The organism is Rhizobium sp. P1_E6 (assembly GCF_056405875.1).
Genome location: NZ_JBFUBG010000113.1, coordinates 1 through 17,301 on the forward strand (window position 1 = coordinate 1; position 17,301 = coordinate 17,301).

At 60.2% G+C, this 17,301-nt stretch carries 15 protein-coding genes and 1 pseudogene; 6 read left to right on the top strand and 10 right to left on the bottom strand.

What is annotated here, in order from left to right; genetic code table 11:
• The 3 genes from AC1D35_RS31315 to AC1D35_RS31325 form a co-directional block, all read left to right on the top strand.
• Nucleotides 1-420: hypothetical protein (locus AC1D35_RS31315; RefSeq protein WP_477941741.1), on the top strand; the 420-nt coding region annotated here is incomplete at its 5' end.
• Nucleotides 421-450: 30 nt separating this feature from the next.
• Entirely contained in the window at nt 451-1,926 is a 1,476-nt protein-coding gene (locus tag AC1D35_RS31320) for a M81 family metallopeptidase (RefSeq protein ID WP_477941743.1), read from the top strand.
• Between the two features lies 1 nt (nt 1,927).
• Nucleotides 1,928-3,028, top strand: coding sequence for a D-TA family PLP-dependent enzyme (locus AC1D35_RS31325; RefSeq protein WP_477941744.1), 1,101 nt, complete (start codon nt 1,928-1,930; stop codon nt 3,026-3,028).
• A 15-nt stretch (nt 3,029-3,043) separates the two neighbouring features.
• Here AC1D35_RS31325 and AC1D35_RS31330 read toward each other — a convergent pair whose 3' ends face one another.
• The 6 genes from AC1D35_RS31330 to AC1D35_RS31355 all read right to left on the bottom strand — a co-directional run bounded on the left by AC1D35_RS31330 (nt 3,044) and on the right by AC1D35_RS31355 (nt 9,386).
• The gene (locus AC1D35_RS31330) at nt 3,044-4,177 is read right to left on the bottom strand and encodes a sn-glycerol-3-phosphate ABC transporter ATP-binding protein UgpC (protein WP_113301306.1); all 1,134 of its coding nucleotides are present in this window, start codon (nt 4,175-4,177) and stop codon (nt 3,044-3,046) included.
• 85 nt (nt 4,178-4,262) lie between these two features.
• Complete coding sequence (locus AC1D35_RS31335; protein WP_477941754.1) at nt 4,263-5,465, bottom strand: ABC transporter substrate-binding protein; 1,203 nt, start codon at nt 5,463-5,465, stop codon at nt 4,263-4,265.
• Nucleotides 5,466-5,531: 66 nt separating this feature from the next.
• On the bottom strand, nt 5,532-6,392 hold the full coding sequence (locus AC1D35_RS31340) for a carbohydrate ABC transporter permease (RefSeq protein ID WP_113301307.1): 861 nt from the start codon (nt 6,390-6,392) through the stop codon (nt 5,532-5,534).
• Nucleotides 6,389-7,273 (bottom strand): carbohydrate ABC transporter permease, encoded by an 885-nt coding sequence (locus AC1D35_RS31345; protein WP_113301308.1) that lies wholly within the window; start codon nt 7,271-7,273, stop codon nt 6,389-6,391. The genes AC1D35_RS31340 and AC1D35_RS31345 overlap by 4 nt, the downstream gene beginning before the upstream one ends.
• A gap of 12 nt (nt 7,274-7,285) precedes the next feature.
• A complete protein-coding gene (locus AC1D35_RS31350) occupies nt 7,286-8,443 on the bottom strand; it encodes a Gfo/Idh/MocA family protein (protein WP_113301309.1) in 1,158 nt (385 codons plus the stop codon).
• A 331-nt stretch (nt 8,444-8,774) separates the two neighbouring features.
• The gene (locus tag AC1D35_RS31355) at nt 8,775-9,386 is read right to left on the bottom strand and encodes a hypothetical protein (protein WP_477854059.1); all 612 of its coding nucleotides are present in this window, start codon (nt 9,384-9,386) and stop codon (nt 8,775-8,777) included.
• Nucleotides 9,387-9,577: 191 nt separating this feature from the next.
• Between AC1D35_RS31355 and AC1D35_RS31360 the strand changes: the two genes are divergently transcribed.
• Nucleotides 9,578-10,657 (top strand): ROK family protein, encoded by a 1,080-nt coding sequence (locus AC1D35_RS31360; protein ID WP_477854058.1) that lies wholly within the window; start codon nt 9,578-9,580, stop codon nt 10,655-10,657.
• Between the two features lie 296 nt (nt 10,658-10,953).
• Nucleotides 10,954-11,838, top strand: coding sequence for a hypothetical protein (locus tag AC1D35_RS31365; RefSeq protein ID WP_477941749.1), 885 nt, complete (start codon nt 10,954-10,956; stop codon nt 11,836-11,838).
• A gap of 66 nt (nt 11,839-11,904) precedes the next feature.
• Here the strand turns inward: AC1D35_RS31365 and AC1D35_RS31370 are convergent, their stop codons facing one another.
• From AC1D35_RS31370 to AC1D35_RS31385, 4 genes and pseudogenes are all read right to left on the bottom strand, one after another.
• The gene (locus AC1D35_RS31370) at nt 11,905-12,492 is read right to left on the bottom strand and encodes a flavodoxin (protein ID WP_477854056.1); all 588 of its coding nucleotides are present in this window, start codon (nt 12,490-12,492) and stop codon (nt 11,905-11,907) included.
• 66 nt (nt 12,493-12,558) lie between these two features.
• Nucleotides 12,559-13,569 carry an aldo/keto reductase gene (locus AC1D35_RS31375; RefSeq protein ID WP_477854078.1) on the bottom strand — a complete coding sequence of 337 codons (1,011 nt, stop codon included), beginning with the start codon at nt 13,567-13,569 and terminating at the stop codon, nt 12,559-12,561.
• A gap of 253 nt (nt 13,570-13,822) precedes the next feature.
• Entirely contained in the window at nt 13,823-14,812 is a 990-nt protein-coding gene (locus AC1D35_RS31380; protein WP_477941750.1) for an aldo/keto reductase, read from the bottom strand.
• A 115-nt stretch (nt 14,813-14,927) separates the two neighbouring features.
• Nucleotides 14,928-16,348 (bottom strand): annotated as a pseudogene (locus AC1D35_RS31385) (MFS transporter).
• A 121-nt stretch (nt 16,349-16,469) separates the two neighbouring features.
• Between AC1D35_RS31385 and AC1D35_RS31390 the strand changes: the two are divergent.
• The gene (locus AC1D35_RS31390; RefSeq protein WP_477941752.1) at nt 16,470-17,297 is read left to right on the top strand and encodes a LysR family transcriptional regulator; all 828 of its coding nucleotides are present in this window, start codon (nt 16,470-16,472) and stop codon (nt 17,295-17,297) included.
• The last annotated feature ends 4 nt before the right edge of the window (nt 17,298-17,301 follow it).

Here is a 17,301-nt window from a genome sequence, read left to right on the forward strand (position 1 = left end):
CTCGTACCCCGCGATATCGACGCATTCCTGGCAGCCGACTGGTCGATGGTCGAGGATGATTTCGTTGAGGAGGGCTTCATCGGCATCGACGGCCGCAGGCAGGTCAGCCCCGACAAGTGGCGCCTGGCATTCCCGGCCCTTTCGGCCTATCGCGACGAATGGCTGAAGCAGGCAAAGGACTTTGCCACGCAGAGCTTCGCCGAGGATACCCGTACGGCGATCTTCACCACCACGACGCTCGAGGATATCGAGATCGAGGGCGACATGGCGCTTGTCCGCAAGAAGTTCGATGGAGGCCTGACAAAGAGCGATGGCACCCGCGACGTCATGCAGTGGCAGACGCTCTATTATTGCAGGCTCCACGAGGGACGGTGGAAGATTTGCGGATTTACCGGCTACCTGCCGAACCCGATGGGTTGAAGCGGGGCCGACGAAACAAGGCCAACTCACTTGCGCATTTTTACGGCAGCACTGGCGACCGAAACCAATACGTTTTCCCCGATCTGCGTGGATCGCCGCGCCTTCGAGGCCTCTCTCTATGCGCCGCCCGGCGAGCATCCGGAAACGCCGACACTCTGCACCGCGCCGCTCACCGTCGGCCGTCGCGTCACCGCCGAAAAGGGCTGGCAGCTGATCGAGGGTACGGCGGCCTGGGCAGACCCTGCCGGTCTCGTCAACCGCGAGGCCTATGAAGGGCTGCGCGACGAAATCCTCGACCAGCTCCGTGCCGCAATGCCTGTCGATGCCGTGGTGATGGGCCTGCATGGGGCAATGGTGGCAGCGGGATACGAGGACACGGAAGGCGACCTGCTGACCCGCATGCGCGACATCGTCGGGCCTGATGTCCTGATCTGCGCCGAACTCGACCCGCATAGCCATCTCACCAKGAAACGCATCGAGGCGCTGAATTTCGCCGTCTATTTCAAGGAATTCCCGCATACGGATTTCGTCGATCGCGCCGAGGACCTCTGGCGCATCGCCGTCGATGCGCTGGAAGGCAGGGTCAAGCCCGTCAATTCGGTGTTCGATTGCCGGATGATCGATGTCTTTCCGACGTCGCGCGATCCAATGCGCTCCTTCGTCGACAAGATCATGCGGATCGAGAAGGAAGATCCGGAAGTCCTGTCGATCTCCGTCGTCCATGGTTTCATGGTCGGCGACGTGCCGGAGATGGGCACCAAGCTGCTTGTCGTCACCGACAACAATCCGCAAAAGGGTGCGGCTCTGGCACGCGAACTCGGCATGGCGCTCTTTTCCAAGCGCGGCACCTTCATGGTGCCGCAGATCGATGAGAAGGAAGCCGTATCCCGGGCGATGGCTGCGACAGCCTGGCCAGTCGTCATTGCCGATGTCTGGGATAATCCGGGCGGCGGTACCGCCGGGGACGCCACCGTCATTCTCGAGGAGCTTCTGGCCCGCGGCGTAACAAGTGCCGCAATCGGCACTATCTGGGATCCGATCGCCGTGCAGATCTGCTTTGCCGCAGGCGAAGGGGCCGAAATTCCGCTGCGCTTCGGCGCGAAATCGGCACCCGGGACAGGCAATCCTGTCGACGGCACGGTCAAGATCGTCAAGCTGGTGAAGAATGCCGAGATGCGGTTCGGTGAAAGCCTCGCGCCTTTCGGCGATGCGGCCCTTATCGTCTTGAACGGCATCGACATCATTCTCAATTCGACCCGGGCGCAGAGCTTCGATCCGAGTCTGTTTTCGGTGATGGGCATCGATCCGACCAGGCAGAAGATCCTGGTGATCAAATCGACCAACCACTTCTTCGCCTCCTTCTCGAAGATTGCCGCCGAAATCCTGTATTGTTCGGCAGGGACACCCTATCCGAACAATCCGGCGACGACCCAATATCGCCGGGCGCCGAAGACCATCTGGCCGATCGTGGCCGATCCTCATGGAACCGAACGCGGAGCCGCCTGAGATGCATGATACCCGGTTTGCCGTCGTCGCCAGGGTTGGGGACAGGATCGCGGATCTTTCGACGCCGCGCCCGATCATCGACGAAGACAGGCTGGCTGCCAACATATCAAGGGTTCAGTCCTACATGGACGAGCACGGGCTGAATTTCCGCCCGCATATCAAGACGCACAAGATACCGGCACTTGCCGCGGCGCAGGTCGCGGCCGGCGCCAAGGGCATCAACTGCCAGAAGGTGAGCGAAGCCGAGGTTTTTGCCGAAGCCGGTTTCGAGGACATCCTGATCACCTTCAATATTCTGGGGCCACAGAAGCTCGAGCGGCTCGCCGCCCTCAATGATCGCATTTCCGGCCTCAAGGTCGTCGCCGACAGCGACATCACGGTCGATGGTCTCTCCGCATATTTTTCCGGCCGCAAGCCGCTTACTGTTCTGGTCGAATGCGATACCGGCGGCGCACGCTGTGGCGTCCAGACGCCGGAGCAGGCGGTTTCGCTCGCGAGGCGGATCGCCGCCGCCGGCGGGTTGACATTCGGCGGTATTCTCACCTATCCGAAGCCGCAGTCTGCCGAGGCCGTCGAAGCCTTCATCCAGGCGACGTTGAAACAGCTGACCGCCGAGGGCATTGCCTGCTTGATCGTCAGCAATGGCGGCACGCCGAGCCTTTTTGATGCACATCTGGTCAGGTCGGCGACGGAGCATCGGGCCGGAACCTATATCTACAACGACCGCCAGATGATCCGGATGGGGCATTGCACGCAGGACGAATGTGCAATGCATGTCGTGGCGACCGTCGTATCGCGCCCGAATGCCGACCGCGCCGTCATCGATGCGGGCTCAAAGGCGCTCACCTCCGATCTTCAGGGCTTTGCCGATTTCGGCCTCGTCGTCGGCCATCCCGAGGCGAGGATTGCCAGCCTCTCGGAAGAGCACGGCGTCATCGACCTGTCGGCCTGCAGCGGTGACCGCCCGCAGATCGGCGAAAAGCTCTTCATCATTCCGAACCACACCTGCGTGGTTTCCAACCTGTTCGACACGATGGTCTTCCATCGCAACGGCGTCGTCACGCGCGTCGAGGATGTCGTCGCGCGCGGGCTCGTCTGGTAGCCATTTATCGGCCGTTCAGGCCGTTGCCGGCGCAAGTAGGTTCATGTCGATATCGGTCAGTTCGACCCGGCGTTCGAAAGCGATCCCCTTGTCGTCAAAGAGATGGCAATCGACGGCGTTGATGCCGACGGCTACCGGCGCGTCGGCGCGGATGCCGACACTGCCGGGCAGCATCGCGCAGAAATTTTCCGTTTCGCCGCCGAGCGCGGCGTAGGCCACCGTGTTTGCGCCAAGCCGCTCGATGACGCTCGGTGTGACCGTCAGCGAAATGTTGCCGGAACCGAGCTGGATATGTTCGGGCCGGATGCCGAGCGTCAGCGCCTTGCCGATCATGCCGTCGCGCGGTGTCACCGGAAGGGTCGCCGTCTGGCCGAGATATTCCACGGTCACGCCTGTTTCGCTTGCAGACGTGCAGGTGACGGGCAGGAAATTCATTTTCGGATTGCCGATGAAGCCGGCAACGAACTGGTTGGCCGGCTTGTGGTAAAGCTCGAGCGGTGCACCCGTCTGCGAAATATTGCCGACATCAAGCACGACGATGCGGTCGGCCATCGTCATGGCTTCAACCTGGTCATGGGTCACGTAGATCATCGTCGCTTTCAACTGCCGGTGCAGTTTGGCGAGTTCGATGCGCATGTCGGCGCGAAGCGCGGCATCGAGATTGGACAACGGTTCGTCAAACAGGAAAATCTTCGGCTCGCGAACGATGGCCCGGCCGATCGCCACGCGCTGGCGCTGTCCGCCGGACAGCATGCCGGGCTTCTGCTGCAGTCTGGTGTCGAGATGCAGGATGCGTGCGGCGTTTTCGACCTTGGCCCTCAGCCTTTCTTCCTCCATCTTCTCGACGCGCAGCGGGAAGGCGATATTCTCGAAAACGGTCATATGCGGATAGAGCGCATAGGACTGGAAGACCATGGCGATGCCGCGTTTGACGGGCGGCAGGTCGTTGACCCTCACACCATCGATGATGATGTCGCCTTTGGTCGTCGCATCGAGACCTGCGATCATGCGTAGGAGGGTAGACTTGCCGCATCCGGAAGGCCCGACGAAGACGACGAACTCGCCGTTCCGGACGTCGAGCTCGACGCCTTTGAGAACTTCGTAGTCGCCATAGAATTTTTGAACCTTACTGAGCTGAAGCTGTCCCAAAAATCTGTCTCCGGTCCCGGCCTGAACGAACATGAGGTGGTCGGTGAGGATCGCAGATCTTTGACCTGCGATCCTCGACGTCGGTTTACTTGAAGGCTTCGATCTCCCCGGCAGCCTTCTTCAGAGCGACCTCCGGTTCGGCTTTGCCGGTAACGACGGACTGGACCATCTCGATCATCGAGTTCTGGAAGCCCTTGTAGTCGGTGAAGAGCGGCTCGGGACCACCGAAGGCGATGCCGTCGATGAACGGCTTCCACGACGGGTCGGCCTTGACGAATTCGTCGACCTTGGCGGACGGACGCAGCGGGGTCAGGCCAGCACCGCCCTGGAGCTCGTATTCACCCTGAGGACCCGGCGAGGTGATGTACTTGGCGAATTCTGCCGCCTTTTCTTCGACGCCCGTGCCCTTGAATACTGCCAGGCTGTCGGTGATCAGCAGCGTGCCTTCACCCTTGGCCGAAGGGCCGAGCGGCAGCGGCGCGACGCCCCAGTTGATCTTGGTGTCCTTGAGGCGGGCAGCAGCGCCCGAACCTGCCTGTATCATGCCGACCTTGCCGTCGAGGAAGATGGCGCGGATTTCATTCTGTTCGTAGGCGGTTGCGCCTTCGACGGAGTAGGGCATGATGTCCTTGTAGGCCTGCAGGGCAGCCAGCACTTCCGGCCTGTCCATAACGATCTTGTCGCCATCGATGACCTTGCCGTTATTGGTGTAAACCCAATGCATGAACTGGTGCATGGTGTTGTCGAAAGTCTTGGCCGGAAGGCCGTAGCCTGCGATACCGGTCTTTTCCTTGATGGCCTTGGCATCGGCGATTTCTTCAGCCCAGGTCTTCGGCGGCGTTTCCGGGTCGAGCCCGGCCTGCTTGAAGAGATCCTTGTTCCAGTAGAGGGCCTTGGTCGAGAATGCGACCGGCACGCCCCACTGCGTATCGTTAAAGGTGACGGTATCGACGATGTTGGGATAATAGCTCTTCTTCTCTTCGTCGGTCATCGGCACCGGAACGATCAACTCGTTCTGGGCGAATTCCTTGAGCGTACGCGAGCCCACATAGGCCATGCCGACCGGCGTGCCTGCTGCAGCAAGCGTCGTCGCCTTGTCCTGGCACTGTTCCCAGCCGACAACTTCCGGCGTGACCTTCCAGCCGGGATTCTTGCCTTCCCATTCCTTGATGTACTTCTCATGGATGGGGTCGATCTTGTCGCCGCAATAGATCCAGCTGATTTCCTGGTCAGCGGCATGAGCAGTCATGGTACCGAGCGCGGTGGAACCGAGCAGGGCGAGGGCCATGAGCCCGGTCTTGAATTGGATTGTCACTTTTTAGCTCCCGTTTTCTCTGGTGGTTCTAGTTTTGTCTTACTGTTTCACCGCGCCAGCGGTCAGGCCGCTGACGAGATACCGTTGAAGGAAGAAAATCACGATCATCGCTGGCGCGATGCCAACGAAACTTGCCGCCATCAGCTCATTCCAAACGACTTCCTGACGACCGAAATAGGCGAAGAGCCCGACTGGCAGCGGCGCGAATTCGGTCTTGGAATTGAAGGTCAGAGCGTAGATGAACTGCTGGGCGTAGGATCCGATGAAGGTGGTGATCGCCACCACTGTAATGCCGGGCATGGCGATCGGCAGGATGACGCGCCGCAGCGTGTAGAAATGGCTGGCGCCGTCGACGAAGGCCGCTTCATCCAATTCCCTCGGAATACGCATCATATAGGTGCGCAGTAGCCAGATCGCCGAGGGGATCAGGAAGGCGATGCCGGGGACCATGATGGCGAAATAGGTATTCAACAGCCCGAACGAGCGCATCAGCCGGAAGAGCGGAATGAGCAACACGGCGCCCGAAAACATGTTGACAGCCAGGAACGCCCCAAGCAGCAGCCCGGCGCCTTTGAACTCGAAGCGCGCGAAGGCGTAGGAGGCCGGAACGACGAGGATCAGCACAGCGGTAGTGACGACGGTCGAGATGAAGAAGGAATTGAAAATATAGCGCCCAAAGCCCGGTACGCTGACCCACATCGTCCGGTAGGCCTCAAACGAGCCGTTTTCGGGAATGAACCGGTAGGGGGAGGAAAACAGCTGGCTCAGAGGCTTCAGTGAGACGAGAAACCCCTCGACGAAGGGGGCGAGAACGAAAGTGAGGAACACCAGGATACCGGCATAGATGCCGATGACTTCATACCATTTGTACCGATTGATCAGCAGATGGGGTGTCTTCATCGCTTGTCTCCGGAAGAAAGGCGGCTGGTAATGCGGAAATAGCAGACGCAGAAGATCGACAGGAAGATGCAGATCAGTACCGCGCGCGCTGCGCCTTCGCCATATTTGTTCGAACCGATCGCGGTGCGATAGGTATCGATGATCATCGTTGTGGTCTCGCCGCTCGGGCCGCCCCGTGTCAGGATCCAGATAATGTCGAAGGAGTTGAAGGTGGAGATCAGCGACAGCATCGACATGGTGATCATGGAGGGCACGATCAGCGGCAGAGTGATGCGGCGGAAACGATAGAAACGTCCGGCGCCATCCGTCCAGGCTGCCTCGTAGAGATCCTGCGGGATCGCCTGCATGGCGGCCAGCATATAGAGCGTGACCATCGGAACGCCGATCCATACATCGGTGATGATCGTTGCCCAGAAGGCAGTCGATCCTTCAGCAAGGAAGGCGACAGGGCCGGAGGCGAGGCCGAAACGCTGAAGCATGCCGGAAATCATCCCGAACTGGCCGTTATACATCCAGCCCCACATGAAGATGCCGATTGCCATCGGAACGATCCATGGCGGCATGGTCAGCACGCGAAAGAGCGCGCGGCCGGGCACTGCGGAGTTCAGCATCGTGGCGCCGAAGATGCCGATGATCATCTTGATCGAGACCGAGAAAAACGTCCAGATGAAGGTCCGGATGATGACCTCGGCGAAGGTCGAATTGAAGATCTTGCCGTAGTTGACCCAGCCCACCCAGTTGGTGGTCTTCTTCAGCGACGCGTCAGTGAACGACAGGATGAAGGTGTCGAGTAGCGGATAGGCGACGATCACCGTGACGTAGAGGACGGCCGGAAAAAGAAGGAGCCAGGCGAAGATGACCGTGCTGCGTTGAACACCCATCTTCTTGCCTCCTCAAGCCGCCCTTGCGTGGAGCGCCTCGTCGAAGCGGTCCCATATGGGACGCAGATCGACGACCGTCTTTTTCATCCTTGCCTCGTCCATGGCGAGGGCGAGAATGCCGGCCTCCAATGCGTTCAGGGTCGAGACCGGGAGTTCCGAGCCGGTGCGCACGCTTTGCAGAATATCGGCTGCCATCTGCTCGTCGGCGCCGTAATGCTGCGACAGCTCGGTCGCAGCATATTTGTTCTCGACGATCTTGTTGCCGGTCAGCTGCTCGTGGACGTCGAGATAACCGCGGACGAAGTCGCCCTCTGCCATGCCGCGCGAGCCCATGATGGCGAAGCGGCGGAACTGGTCGGGAACGTTCAGATTGGTGTGGAAATTCATGCCGACGCCATTGGCATATTCGACGATCGCCACCTGGTAGTCGATGATGTCGGCGTCGCTGTCGAAGACCTTGTCCGAGCCCATCCAACCGCTCGGCTTGCGGTGGAAGAGTTCCAGATCGTTGATGCCTTCGCGCGCCGGGTCGTTTGCGGGAATGAAGCTCTTGCGGCCGCCGAAGCTTGCGACGCGTTCGGGGCGGGCGCCGATCACGCCATTATAAAGGTCGAGGTCGTGGCAGCACTTTTCCAGCATGAAACTGCCGGAGTAACGCTCGTAGCGACGCCAGTCGCGCATGAAGAAGGCGCCGTGATAGGGTTCGATATGTTCGGAGGCTTCGATGGACACGATATGGCCAAGCTTGCCTTCGGCCTGGACGGCGCGCAGATCCTTGTAAAGGGGAGAGTAGCGCAGCACGAGGCCGACCATCAGCCGCTCATGGCCGAACTTTGCCATCAGATGGGCAAGTTCGATGCTCTCGGCAATCGTCGTCACGATCGGCTTTTCGCAGAAGACCTTGAGGCCAGCCTCCAGACCGAGACGGATATGATCGAGATGCAAATGGTTGGGAGAGCCGATCATCAGGAGATCAAGCTTTTCGGAGCCGAGAAGCTCTTGCGGCGAACCATAGGCCCTGCCGACAGAGACGCCCTTTTCCGTCAGTTCGGGAAGCCCCGCGGGATCCGGATCGACATAACCGACGATCTCGAAGCTGCTGTCGATAGCCTTGAAGACATAGCCAAGATAGCCAAGCCGGAATCCCAGCCCTATGATTCCCACTTTCATGCTAGTGATGTTCCCAGTTTCGTAATTTATTTTCTTCAAGTTGGGACAAAAATCAGAGCCCGTCAACCGAAAACGGGGCTGAATGCGAGTTGATGAAATTGATTTTCATCGGCCGCGATATTTGCCCGGCTCGAACCGATCGTGCCGCCGCCTTTCGTACCGCCACTCGATAACCCGCCCGGGCCCGATCTCGTACCCGAGCCTGGCCTCCCGAACCCGACCGGACGATGCTTCCAGGTCTCACAGCCGGACGTCGGCTCGCTGTCCGCGGCTGACCTTGGCGCCTCGCAAGGGCGAAACCCGCCGTGAGGGCTAGACCAGGCGAAGCATTTCACTGCGAACGAGGGCCTGCTTCGTCGTCGGGGCTCTTCAATGCGTATTCAACAGTGTAAACGCGAACGCGGGGGCGGCTTTTATCAGTCTTCTCCCCGAATTTGAGTTTCTCGGTGATCACCGGAACCACCTCCTCGCCTCGTCCTTTGTCAATGAGCGAGGCTGCAACATCGCCATCGATGATAGCGGGTGGGGCTTGCAGTTCGTCCAGAAAGTCTTGGGAATCGCTCCAGCCTTCGGAACGCCAGGTTTCGATGCGTTGATCCAGATCGACAGCTCCCGCGTCATCGAGGATGTTGAACGCCAGGTCGTGACGGTCAGGCGACAGGCCGGATATCGCGAGCAGATGGCCGCCTCGCCGAATGCCCTCCCTGTAAGCCGCATGGTCAGCTTGCGGGAACAGGAAATTTTCGAGTTTGTCCCAAAGGCTGTTTTGATCGTCCGGCTTTTTTGTCGGGGCCTGCACATCTGTGATCAGGCTGATGCTCCCTCGTGGAATGCCAGCCGCCTTCAGCCGTTCGGCGGCCTCTTCAGCCGCGCCTCGATCATCAAAGAGCGATGTCAAAGATAGGAAATGGCTTGCGCCTTTGTCAACGTCGCCTTGTGTCATCGTTTTCCACTCCATTGTCTCTTGCGTTAGCAGGAATTCCTGGCAGGGCCTACGGTTCCCGATCATGGCTTCTTCGATCGGCCGCGGCCGAGAGGTCTTGGCAAGGATCGGCTCGTTGTTCAGGGAACCTCTACCAATGACCCCGCGTTACCCTGTCCCATCCTTGGGTTTCCCAGACGTCGAGGTTATCGATGGCAAAAGCCAAATCGGAAAAGCAAGCTCGGGCGGTTCCCCTGGCCCATGGTGCTGCAGAACTCCCCGCTGTCATCATTGATGAATACAGCAGCAAATTGCGTGGCAAGAACGGCTTTCTCGGTGACGACGCCAATAAAACGACCTTCTCCCTGAAAGTCGACGAGCTCCGGAAACTTCTGCCTGCACACGGGAAGGATCCGCTTAATAAGACGCCGGCGAAAGATATCTCCAGAAAGAAAATCAACGCGCTGCTGCGCGGTGATGATGTCGAGGCAGCAGCCGTCATCATGGGCGCAATCGAAGGCTTCGCTCAGGATTTTGCAGGCGTGATCGGGAAATTTCTCAAAACGCGCATCTGGTTGAAAACCGAGAAAATTGTCATCGGCGGCGGGTTCAGGCAGGGGCGTGCCGGCGAGCTGGCGATCGCCAGGACACAGCTCCTGCTCACAGCTGCTGGTCTGGATGTCAAGCTGCTACCGATCGTCCATCATCCCGACGAAGCCGGATTGATAGGCGCAGTCCATCTCATGCCAGACTGGATGCTCAATGGCCATGAAGCAATCTTGGCCGTCGATATCGGTGGCACCAACGTGCGAGCGGGCATCGTCGAGTTCGGCAAGGGGAAAAGCCTGAACCTTGACGAGACACGTGTCGTGGAGTCGATTCTCTGGCGCCACGCAGACGATGAGCCAAGCCGTACCGCAACCATCTCCAGGCTTGCCTCCATGCTCGACGAACTCATAGGAAAGGCGAAGTCGGCTCGTCTAGGGCTAGCGCCGCTGATCGGTATCGGCTGTCCCGGAGTTGTCGAAGCCGACGGATCAATCATTCGGGGAGGCCAGAATTTGCCGAGTGGAAATTGGGAAAGCGATCATTTCAACCTTCCCTTTGAGCTCAAAAAGGCAATACCGCACATCGGCGGCCATGACACTTTCATAATGATGCATAATGACGCCGTCTTGCAGGGACTTTCTCAGCTGCCCCAAGTGAAAGACGTTTCGCGATGGGCGGTGCTCACGATTGGCACCGGCCTCGGAAACGCCCACTTCACGAACCGGGTCGTTAAAGAGAAATAGTGCGAACGGCGCGTGCTCGCGGAGCCTTCAGCGCGTCGAAGCTGGTGTCCCCGGTAGTCATATTGTCTCCGGCATTGTCGACCCTGGAAATGACGTGCCAAAGGTTCATCAAGGGCACCATCCCCAAAGACGCTTGAGTGAGGTTACGGTAAAGGTCCCATTGTCATACCAAGCACCAATATTGGTGGGCGCTTGCGGTTTCCGCCTAGAGCTATAAGCGTTATCGTGCGGCGAACCAGAGCCTCCAACAGTTTCTATTCACGTCGTCATATCCTGCGAAAATCATGGAAATTCGGATGAACCCAAAGCGTCGGAATTTGTTCGCGCTGCTTGGAAGCGCGCTTTTTGCGTGGCCGGCGTTGTCTGCTGGCTTCGGCAAAAATCCAGCCACCGCACCCACCCGGTCTACGGTGATGCCTCGTCATGTGATCTGCTTTCTCGGTGACAAGAATGGCCTTGCGTCGCTGAGAAAAACCGCTGAAACGGCCATCAGCCAATTCGCTGAGGGTTTTTCGATCGATGAAAGCTATTCCGTGGACAACGCGGACGATCGCATGAAACAATCCTTCGCCGTCTGCTGGGATCGCGTGGCAGAGAACGCTTTTAACGAGGCGGATGAAAGAGCCGTCTCAGAGCATGGGTCAGTCTTGTATGTTCTGGGGCCGCATGTGGTGGCGGAAGAGACCGTTGCGATATCTGCTATTGCATTGCGCTTCGTGCAATTCATGCTGGATGGTGGTGCGCTTGCCGCCAAGGGTGAGAGTGCCGGGGTTGCACACGGGATAGATCGATGGAAGGAACTCGCCGATCAAGCTCACGAAGCAACGATATCGAACGATACCCTGGCGCTTGCATGGACCTGTCGCCTCGCTTTCGCCCGCCGTCCCATTGGTGATCCGACTGCCGGTGAAAGCATGGAAACCGTTGGTTTTYACCTGGTCGGCTTGCCCGATGTGATAATAGACGATGTGAAACTCCCTAACCCCAAAATATATACAAACGGCGATCAGATCGAAATTGCCGACTTCATCGATGCCATTGCCACCAAGATGACTGAAAATGGCGTCCTGGAGACCATTGCACGCGACAAATACAGCTTGTCTGACGATGGGAGGTATGGCGAGGATAGTTTTAAGTTCAATCCTTTCGGGATCGTAACGATTAAAACTGTCCCATTGTAGAGCATGTCGTAGCGGCCCTTTGCGGACGAGTGATTGATCCGTGATATGACGCAGGCGAGTACCCAATCATCGGGCGACAAGCGACAACCATATCCTGACCTGTTCCAGCGTCCGTCTTTCCTGGTCTGCCTCCATCACGAATGGTGCCTCGATGCGTGTCTCCTTGGCATGGCTGGCCAGGACCACGGGGCTCGAACCGACGCCGTAGCCGCCGTGGGTGATGAACGGACGCAGGGTCTTGCCGGACAGATCGTGTGTCCTGAGGAAGGAGCGGATGGCGGACGGGGCTGTCTCGCCCCAGATCGGAAAGCCGAGATATACCGTATCGTAATCCCGGATATTCCGCACCTTATCGAGAAGGGGCGGCTCGACGCCGTTGTCGCGCTCCTTGCGCGCTTGCTCGACCGTCTCTTCGTAGTCGTCGGGATACGGACGGGCCGTCCGAATCTCGAACAGATCCGCATCTAGATCCCGACTGAGCGTGCCGGCGATTACCCGCGTGTTTCCCGAGCGAGTGAAATAGGCCACAAGGATTTTGGACGGCGCTATCCGAACGTCGTCCGTTTTGGTTTCCACAGCCGACGCCGCGCTGGCGACAGACAGCAACGCGGGTGCGAACAGCACGGCACGCCGGGACAGGTCATTGTTCATCATGGACCTCACGTTCGAGACATTGTCGGCTGCCGAACGCATGCTCCGGCAGCCGATGGTTGGCGTTCGCTACGACTTGGCTGGCGCTTCAACGCCGGAATATTGCAACACTGCGTCCGGCAGCCGTGCGCCTTTCACCTCGATCGCCGACACTGCGGCGTTCAGCTCTGCGATTTCGGAGCCTGAGAAGGTGACGGCCGCGGCACCGATGTTTTCCAGCATATGCGGCATCTGCGTGCTTCCCGGGATCGGCACGATCCAGGGCTTCTGGGCCATCAGCCATGCGAGGGCGATCTGCGCCGGGGTGGCCTGCTTGCGTTCCGCCCAGCCGCGCACGAGTTCGACGAGCTTGAGATTATGGGGCAGGTTTTCGGGAGAGAACCGCGACTCCACGGCCCGGATGTCGCCCTCGGCGAAACGCGTGCGCCGGTCGATCGCTCCAGTCAGGAAACCGACCCCAAGCGGGCTCCAGGGAACAAAGCCGATGCCGAGTTCCTCGCAAAGCGACAGCACCTTCTCCTCAGGTCCGTGCCAGAGCATCGAGTATTCGCTCTGCACGGCGGTGACCGGGAGCGCGGCGTGGGCACGGCGCAGTGTCGCAAGCCCCATTTCCGAAAGACCCCAGTGCAGCACCTTGCCCTGGTCCATCAGTTCCTTCAGAGCACCCGCAACATCTTCGATAGGTACCTCCGGGTCGACGCGGTGCTGGTAAAGGAGATCGATGCGGTCGGTCCTGAGGCGCTTGAGCATGCCTTCGACGGCGAGCTTGATGTGGTCCGGTCGACTGTTGAGGCCCGGCCGACGCTCGCCGGTTTCAAGATCGATGTTCCATCCGAATTTCGAGGTGATCGCCACCTTGTCGCGGAACGGCGTGACGCCCTCGCCCAGTATCCGCTCGACTTCGTGCGGGCCGTAGGCCTCCGCGGCGTCGTAGAAGGTGACGCCGTTATCGAAGGCCGTGCGGATGATGTTGATCATCTCCGGACGGCTCGGAACGGTGGTCTGATATGTCCGGCTCATGTTCTGAACCCCGATGCCGACGGCGGAGACTTCCAACGTCCCGAGTTTTCGCGAGGGCATCGCATGCGGCCGGCCAGTGGTGGTCGCCGACGATGCGGCGTTGGCGGACGTCTGCGCATTTGCGACGCTCACATGCGGAACTGCCGCGAGCACTCCGGCCGTCATCAGAAGGCCACGGCGACTGAGTTTGAACTTCGGTCTCTCTTCCATTTTCCAGTCTCCTTGTTCGAAATCGGCAAAATTCTTCCACCGCGGGCGACAGCTGTCGCCCGGCGATGATTTTAGAACCGTATGCTCTGTGGGCTGCCGCCGGTCAGAGGCCCGTCATCTTCAAGGCCGCCTCAGGAAGGCGCTCCCCCTTGATCTCGATCTTCGACGCCATGACGTCGATTTCAGCGAGGTCCGCCGCCGTCAACTCCAGGTCGGCAGCTCCGAGGTTTTCCTCCACGCGGTGGAGCTTGGTGGTCCCGGGGATCGGGACGATCCAGGGCTTCTGCGCCAAGAGCCATGCGAGCGCGACCTGAGCCGGCGTCGCTCCCTTTCGCTCGGCCACGTTTTTGACGACGTCGACAAGGGCCATGTTCGCCTTACGGGCTTCCGAGGAGAAGCGCGGAACGTGGTTGCGGAAGTCCGTCTCGTCGAACTTGGTGTTCTCGTCGATCTTGCCAGTGAGGAAACCCGCGCCGAGCGGACTGAACGGCACGAAGCCGATCCCCAGTTCCTCCACGGTGGGAAGCATCTCGGCTTCGGCTCCGCGGTAGAATAGCGAATACTCGTTCTGGACCGCCGCCACCGGGTGGATGGCGTGGGCGCGCCTTAGCGTCGCGACACCGGGTTCGGACAGTCCGTAGTGCCTGAGCTTGCCTTCGGCGATCAGTTCCTTGAGCACGCCCGCGACGTCTTCGATCGGGACGGCCGGGTCGACGCGGTGCTGGTAGAAGATGTCGATGACGTCGGTCCTCAGACGGCGCAGCGAGTTCTCGGCGACGAGACGGATGTGTTCGGGACGGCTGTTCGTGCCGCCCGTCCGCGCGCCCGTCTTCTGGTCGATGTTGAAGCCGAACTTGGTGCCGATCACCACATGATCGCGGATCGGCTGCAGGGCCTCGCCCACCAGTTCCTCGTTCGCGAACGGCCCGTAAGCTTCGGCGGTGTCGAAGAACGTCACGCCGCGATCGAAGGCGGCGCGGATCAGTTTGATCATCTCCTGCTTGTCCGCGGGCGGGCCGTAGGCCGAGCTCATGCTCATGCAGCCCAGCCCGAGCGCCGAGACTGCGAGGCCGCCGATAGTTCTGGTTTTCATCGTCTTGCTCCTTCGATTGCCCCGCCTCCATGTGGCGAGGCTGTGATTGTCTGAATAGGGACGGATATGCGCATGACTTGATAAGCACGGCGAATGAGCTTCATCCTCCGCAGCCTCAAGCCGTCCTCGCACTAATCGCGGCAGAGCGGGGAGGCCCCCGCATGATGAAAGCAAGGACAAGCACCAGCGTGATCGCGATGAACGCCGTGCCCGCCTCCAACGCCATCGCAGCGCGGTGGGCGAGAAGGGCGGTCCCGGAAAGCCCATCCGTGCCGACGACGGAGAAGGCCACGAGAGCGCCCAGACCCAGGGAGCTCCCAAGTTGATGGGCGACATTGACGACACCGGACGCGGCTCCGGCCTTGTCGGGCGGGACCCGTGCGATGCCAGACGCGGTCAGCGGTCCGAGTGCGCCGCCCTGTCCAGCACCGATCAGCATCATGGGGACGATCAACGCAGCGACGGACGAACCCTCGATGGCGAAGCTGAGCCACCCCATTCCGACCAGTCCGCAGCCAATGCTCGCCGTCAGGACCCGTGCCGAACCGAACCTGCCGATCAGGGCAGGGGCGGCCATGGCGGCGAGGAAGTTCACGACGGTCGTCGGCAGGAAAGCCACTCCCGCCGCCGCCGGGCTGAGCCCCATGACGCTTTGAAGGAACTGCGCGACGAAGAAATAGAAGCCGACATTCGCTCCGAGGAAGAGCGCCCGTCCCGCATAGGCGGCTGCCCGTTCCCGGTCGGCAAAGAGCTTGAGCGGCATGATCGGCTGGGAGGCCTGGGATTCGATGACGGCGAACAGCGCGAGCATGACGACGCCGAATACGACGGCTGTGATCGTGGGGATGTCCGCCCATCCGGTCGAAGCGGACCGGATCACGCCGTAGACGAGGGAGATCATGCCGACGGTCGACGCCGCCGCTCCAGCCAGATCGAAGCGGGCGGTGGCCCGCTCGGTTTCACTGATATAGAGCAGGGCGGCGACGATCATTCCAAGGCCGATCGGCAGGTTGACGAAAAACCCGACGCGCCAAGAAAGCCAGTCCGCAAGCAATCCCCCACGACCAGTCCGAGGGCAGCCGAGACGCCCGCCGCGGCAGCGTAGTACGATACGGCTCTTGTGCGTTCCGGCCCGGGTTCGAAATTCGTCTGGAGCAGCGCGAGCGTCGAAGGTGCGAGGATTGCCGACCCAAGCCCCTGAACGCCGCGTGCGGCGATCATCACCGCCGGAGTCTGCGCGATGCCGATGACGAGCGACGCTAGCGAGAACACCGCGAGACCGACCAGCAGCATCCGCCGCCGACCGACGATGTCGCCCGCCCGTGCGCCGAGAAGCAGAAAACCACCGAACGCGAGCGTGTAGGCGGTCGACACCCAAGACAGTCCGGTGTCGGTGAATGCGAGCTCGGAATGGATTTTCGGAAGGCCGGTGAGCACGATCGAGATGTCGAGAACGATCATGACGTAGCTCACGAGGATGATGGCGAGGATGGCGGTTTTGCTGGAGCCGCTCTGTGTCCCGGAATGGTTTGTCATGCTGGGTTCCGATGATACGGCGGCAGTCGACCGCCTGTTTTCATTGATCCGGAATCTAGCGCTCGCGCCTGGATTAGATTAGCAGCTATAATCGGCATGAACCTATTAGTGGAGCTTATGAATGGCGCATGAGAATTTCAACGACCTCGTTGCCTTCCTCACGGTTGCTCGGGAGCAGAGCTTCACCAAGGCGGCGGCCAAGCTCGGCGTCTCCCAGTCGGCGCTGAGCCAGACCGTCCGCGCTCTCGAGGGGCGTCTGGGCATAAGGCTTCTCACAAGGACGACACGCAGCGTGTCCCCGACCGAGGCCGGGGAACGGCTCCTCCAGACGGTCGGCCCGCGTTTCGAGGAAATCGAACTGGAACTGAGCGCGCTTAGTGAGCTGAAGGACAGGCCCTCGGGCAACATCCGCATCACCGCGGGGGAACATCCGGCCGTCTTGGTCCTCGCGCCTGCGATCCGCCAGTTGGCCGTCGACTATCCAGAGATCAACGTCGAGGTGATCGTCGACTACGGTTTGACCGATATCGTTGCGGAGCGCTACGACGCAGGCATCCGGCTTGGCGAGCAGGTGGCCAAGGACATGATCGCGGTGCGGGTGAGCGGCGACATGCGCATGGCAGTTGTGGGCACGCCCGGATACTTCGAGCGGCGTGGACGCCCGGAGACGCCTCAGGACCTGACCGGGCACAACTGCATCAACATGCGTCTTCCGACGAGGGGCGGCATATTCCCATGGGAATTCGAGCGTGACGGCAGGGAGATCAAGGTGCGCGTGGACGGACAGCTCGTCTTCAACAACCTGGCAATGCGCCTGGATGCTGTGCTGTCCGGCCTAGGTCTCGCATACCTTCCGGAGGACCAGGTTGCCTCCCACGTGGCGGAAGGACGACTTGAGCGGGTTCTGGACGCGTGGTGCGAGCCGTTTCCCGGTTACCATCTCTACTAGCCAA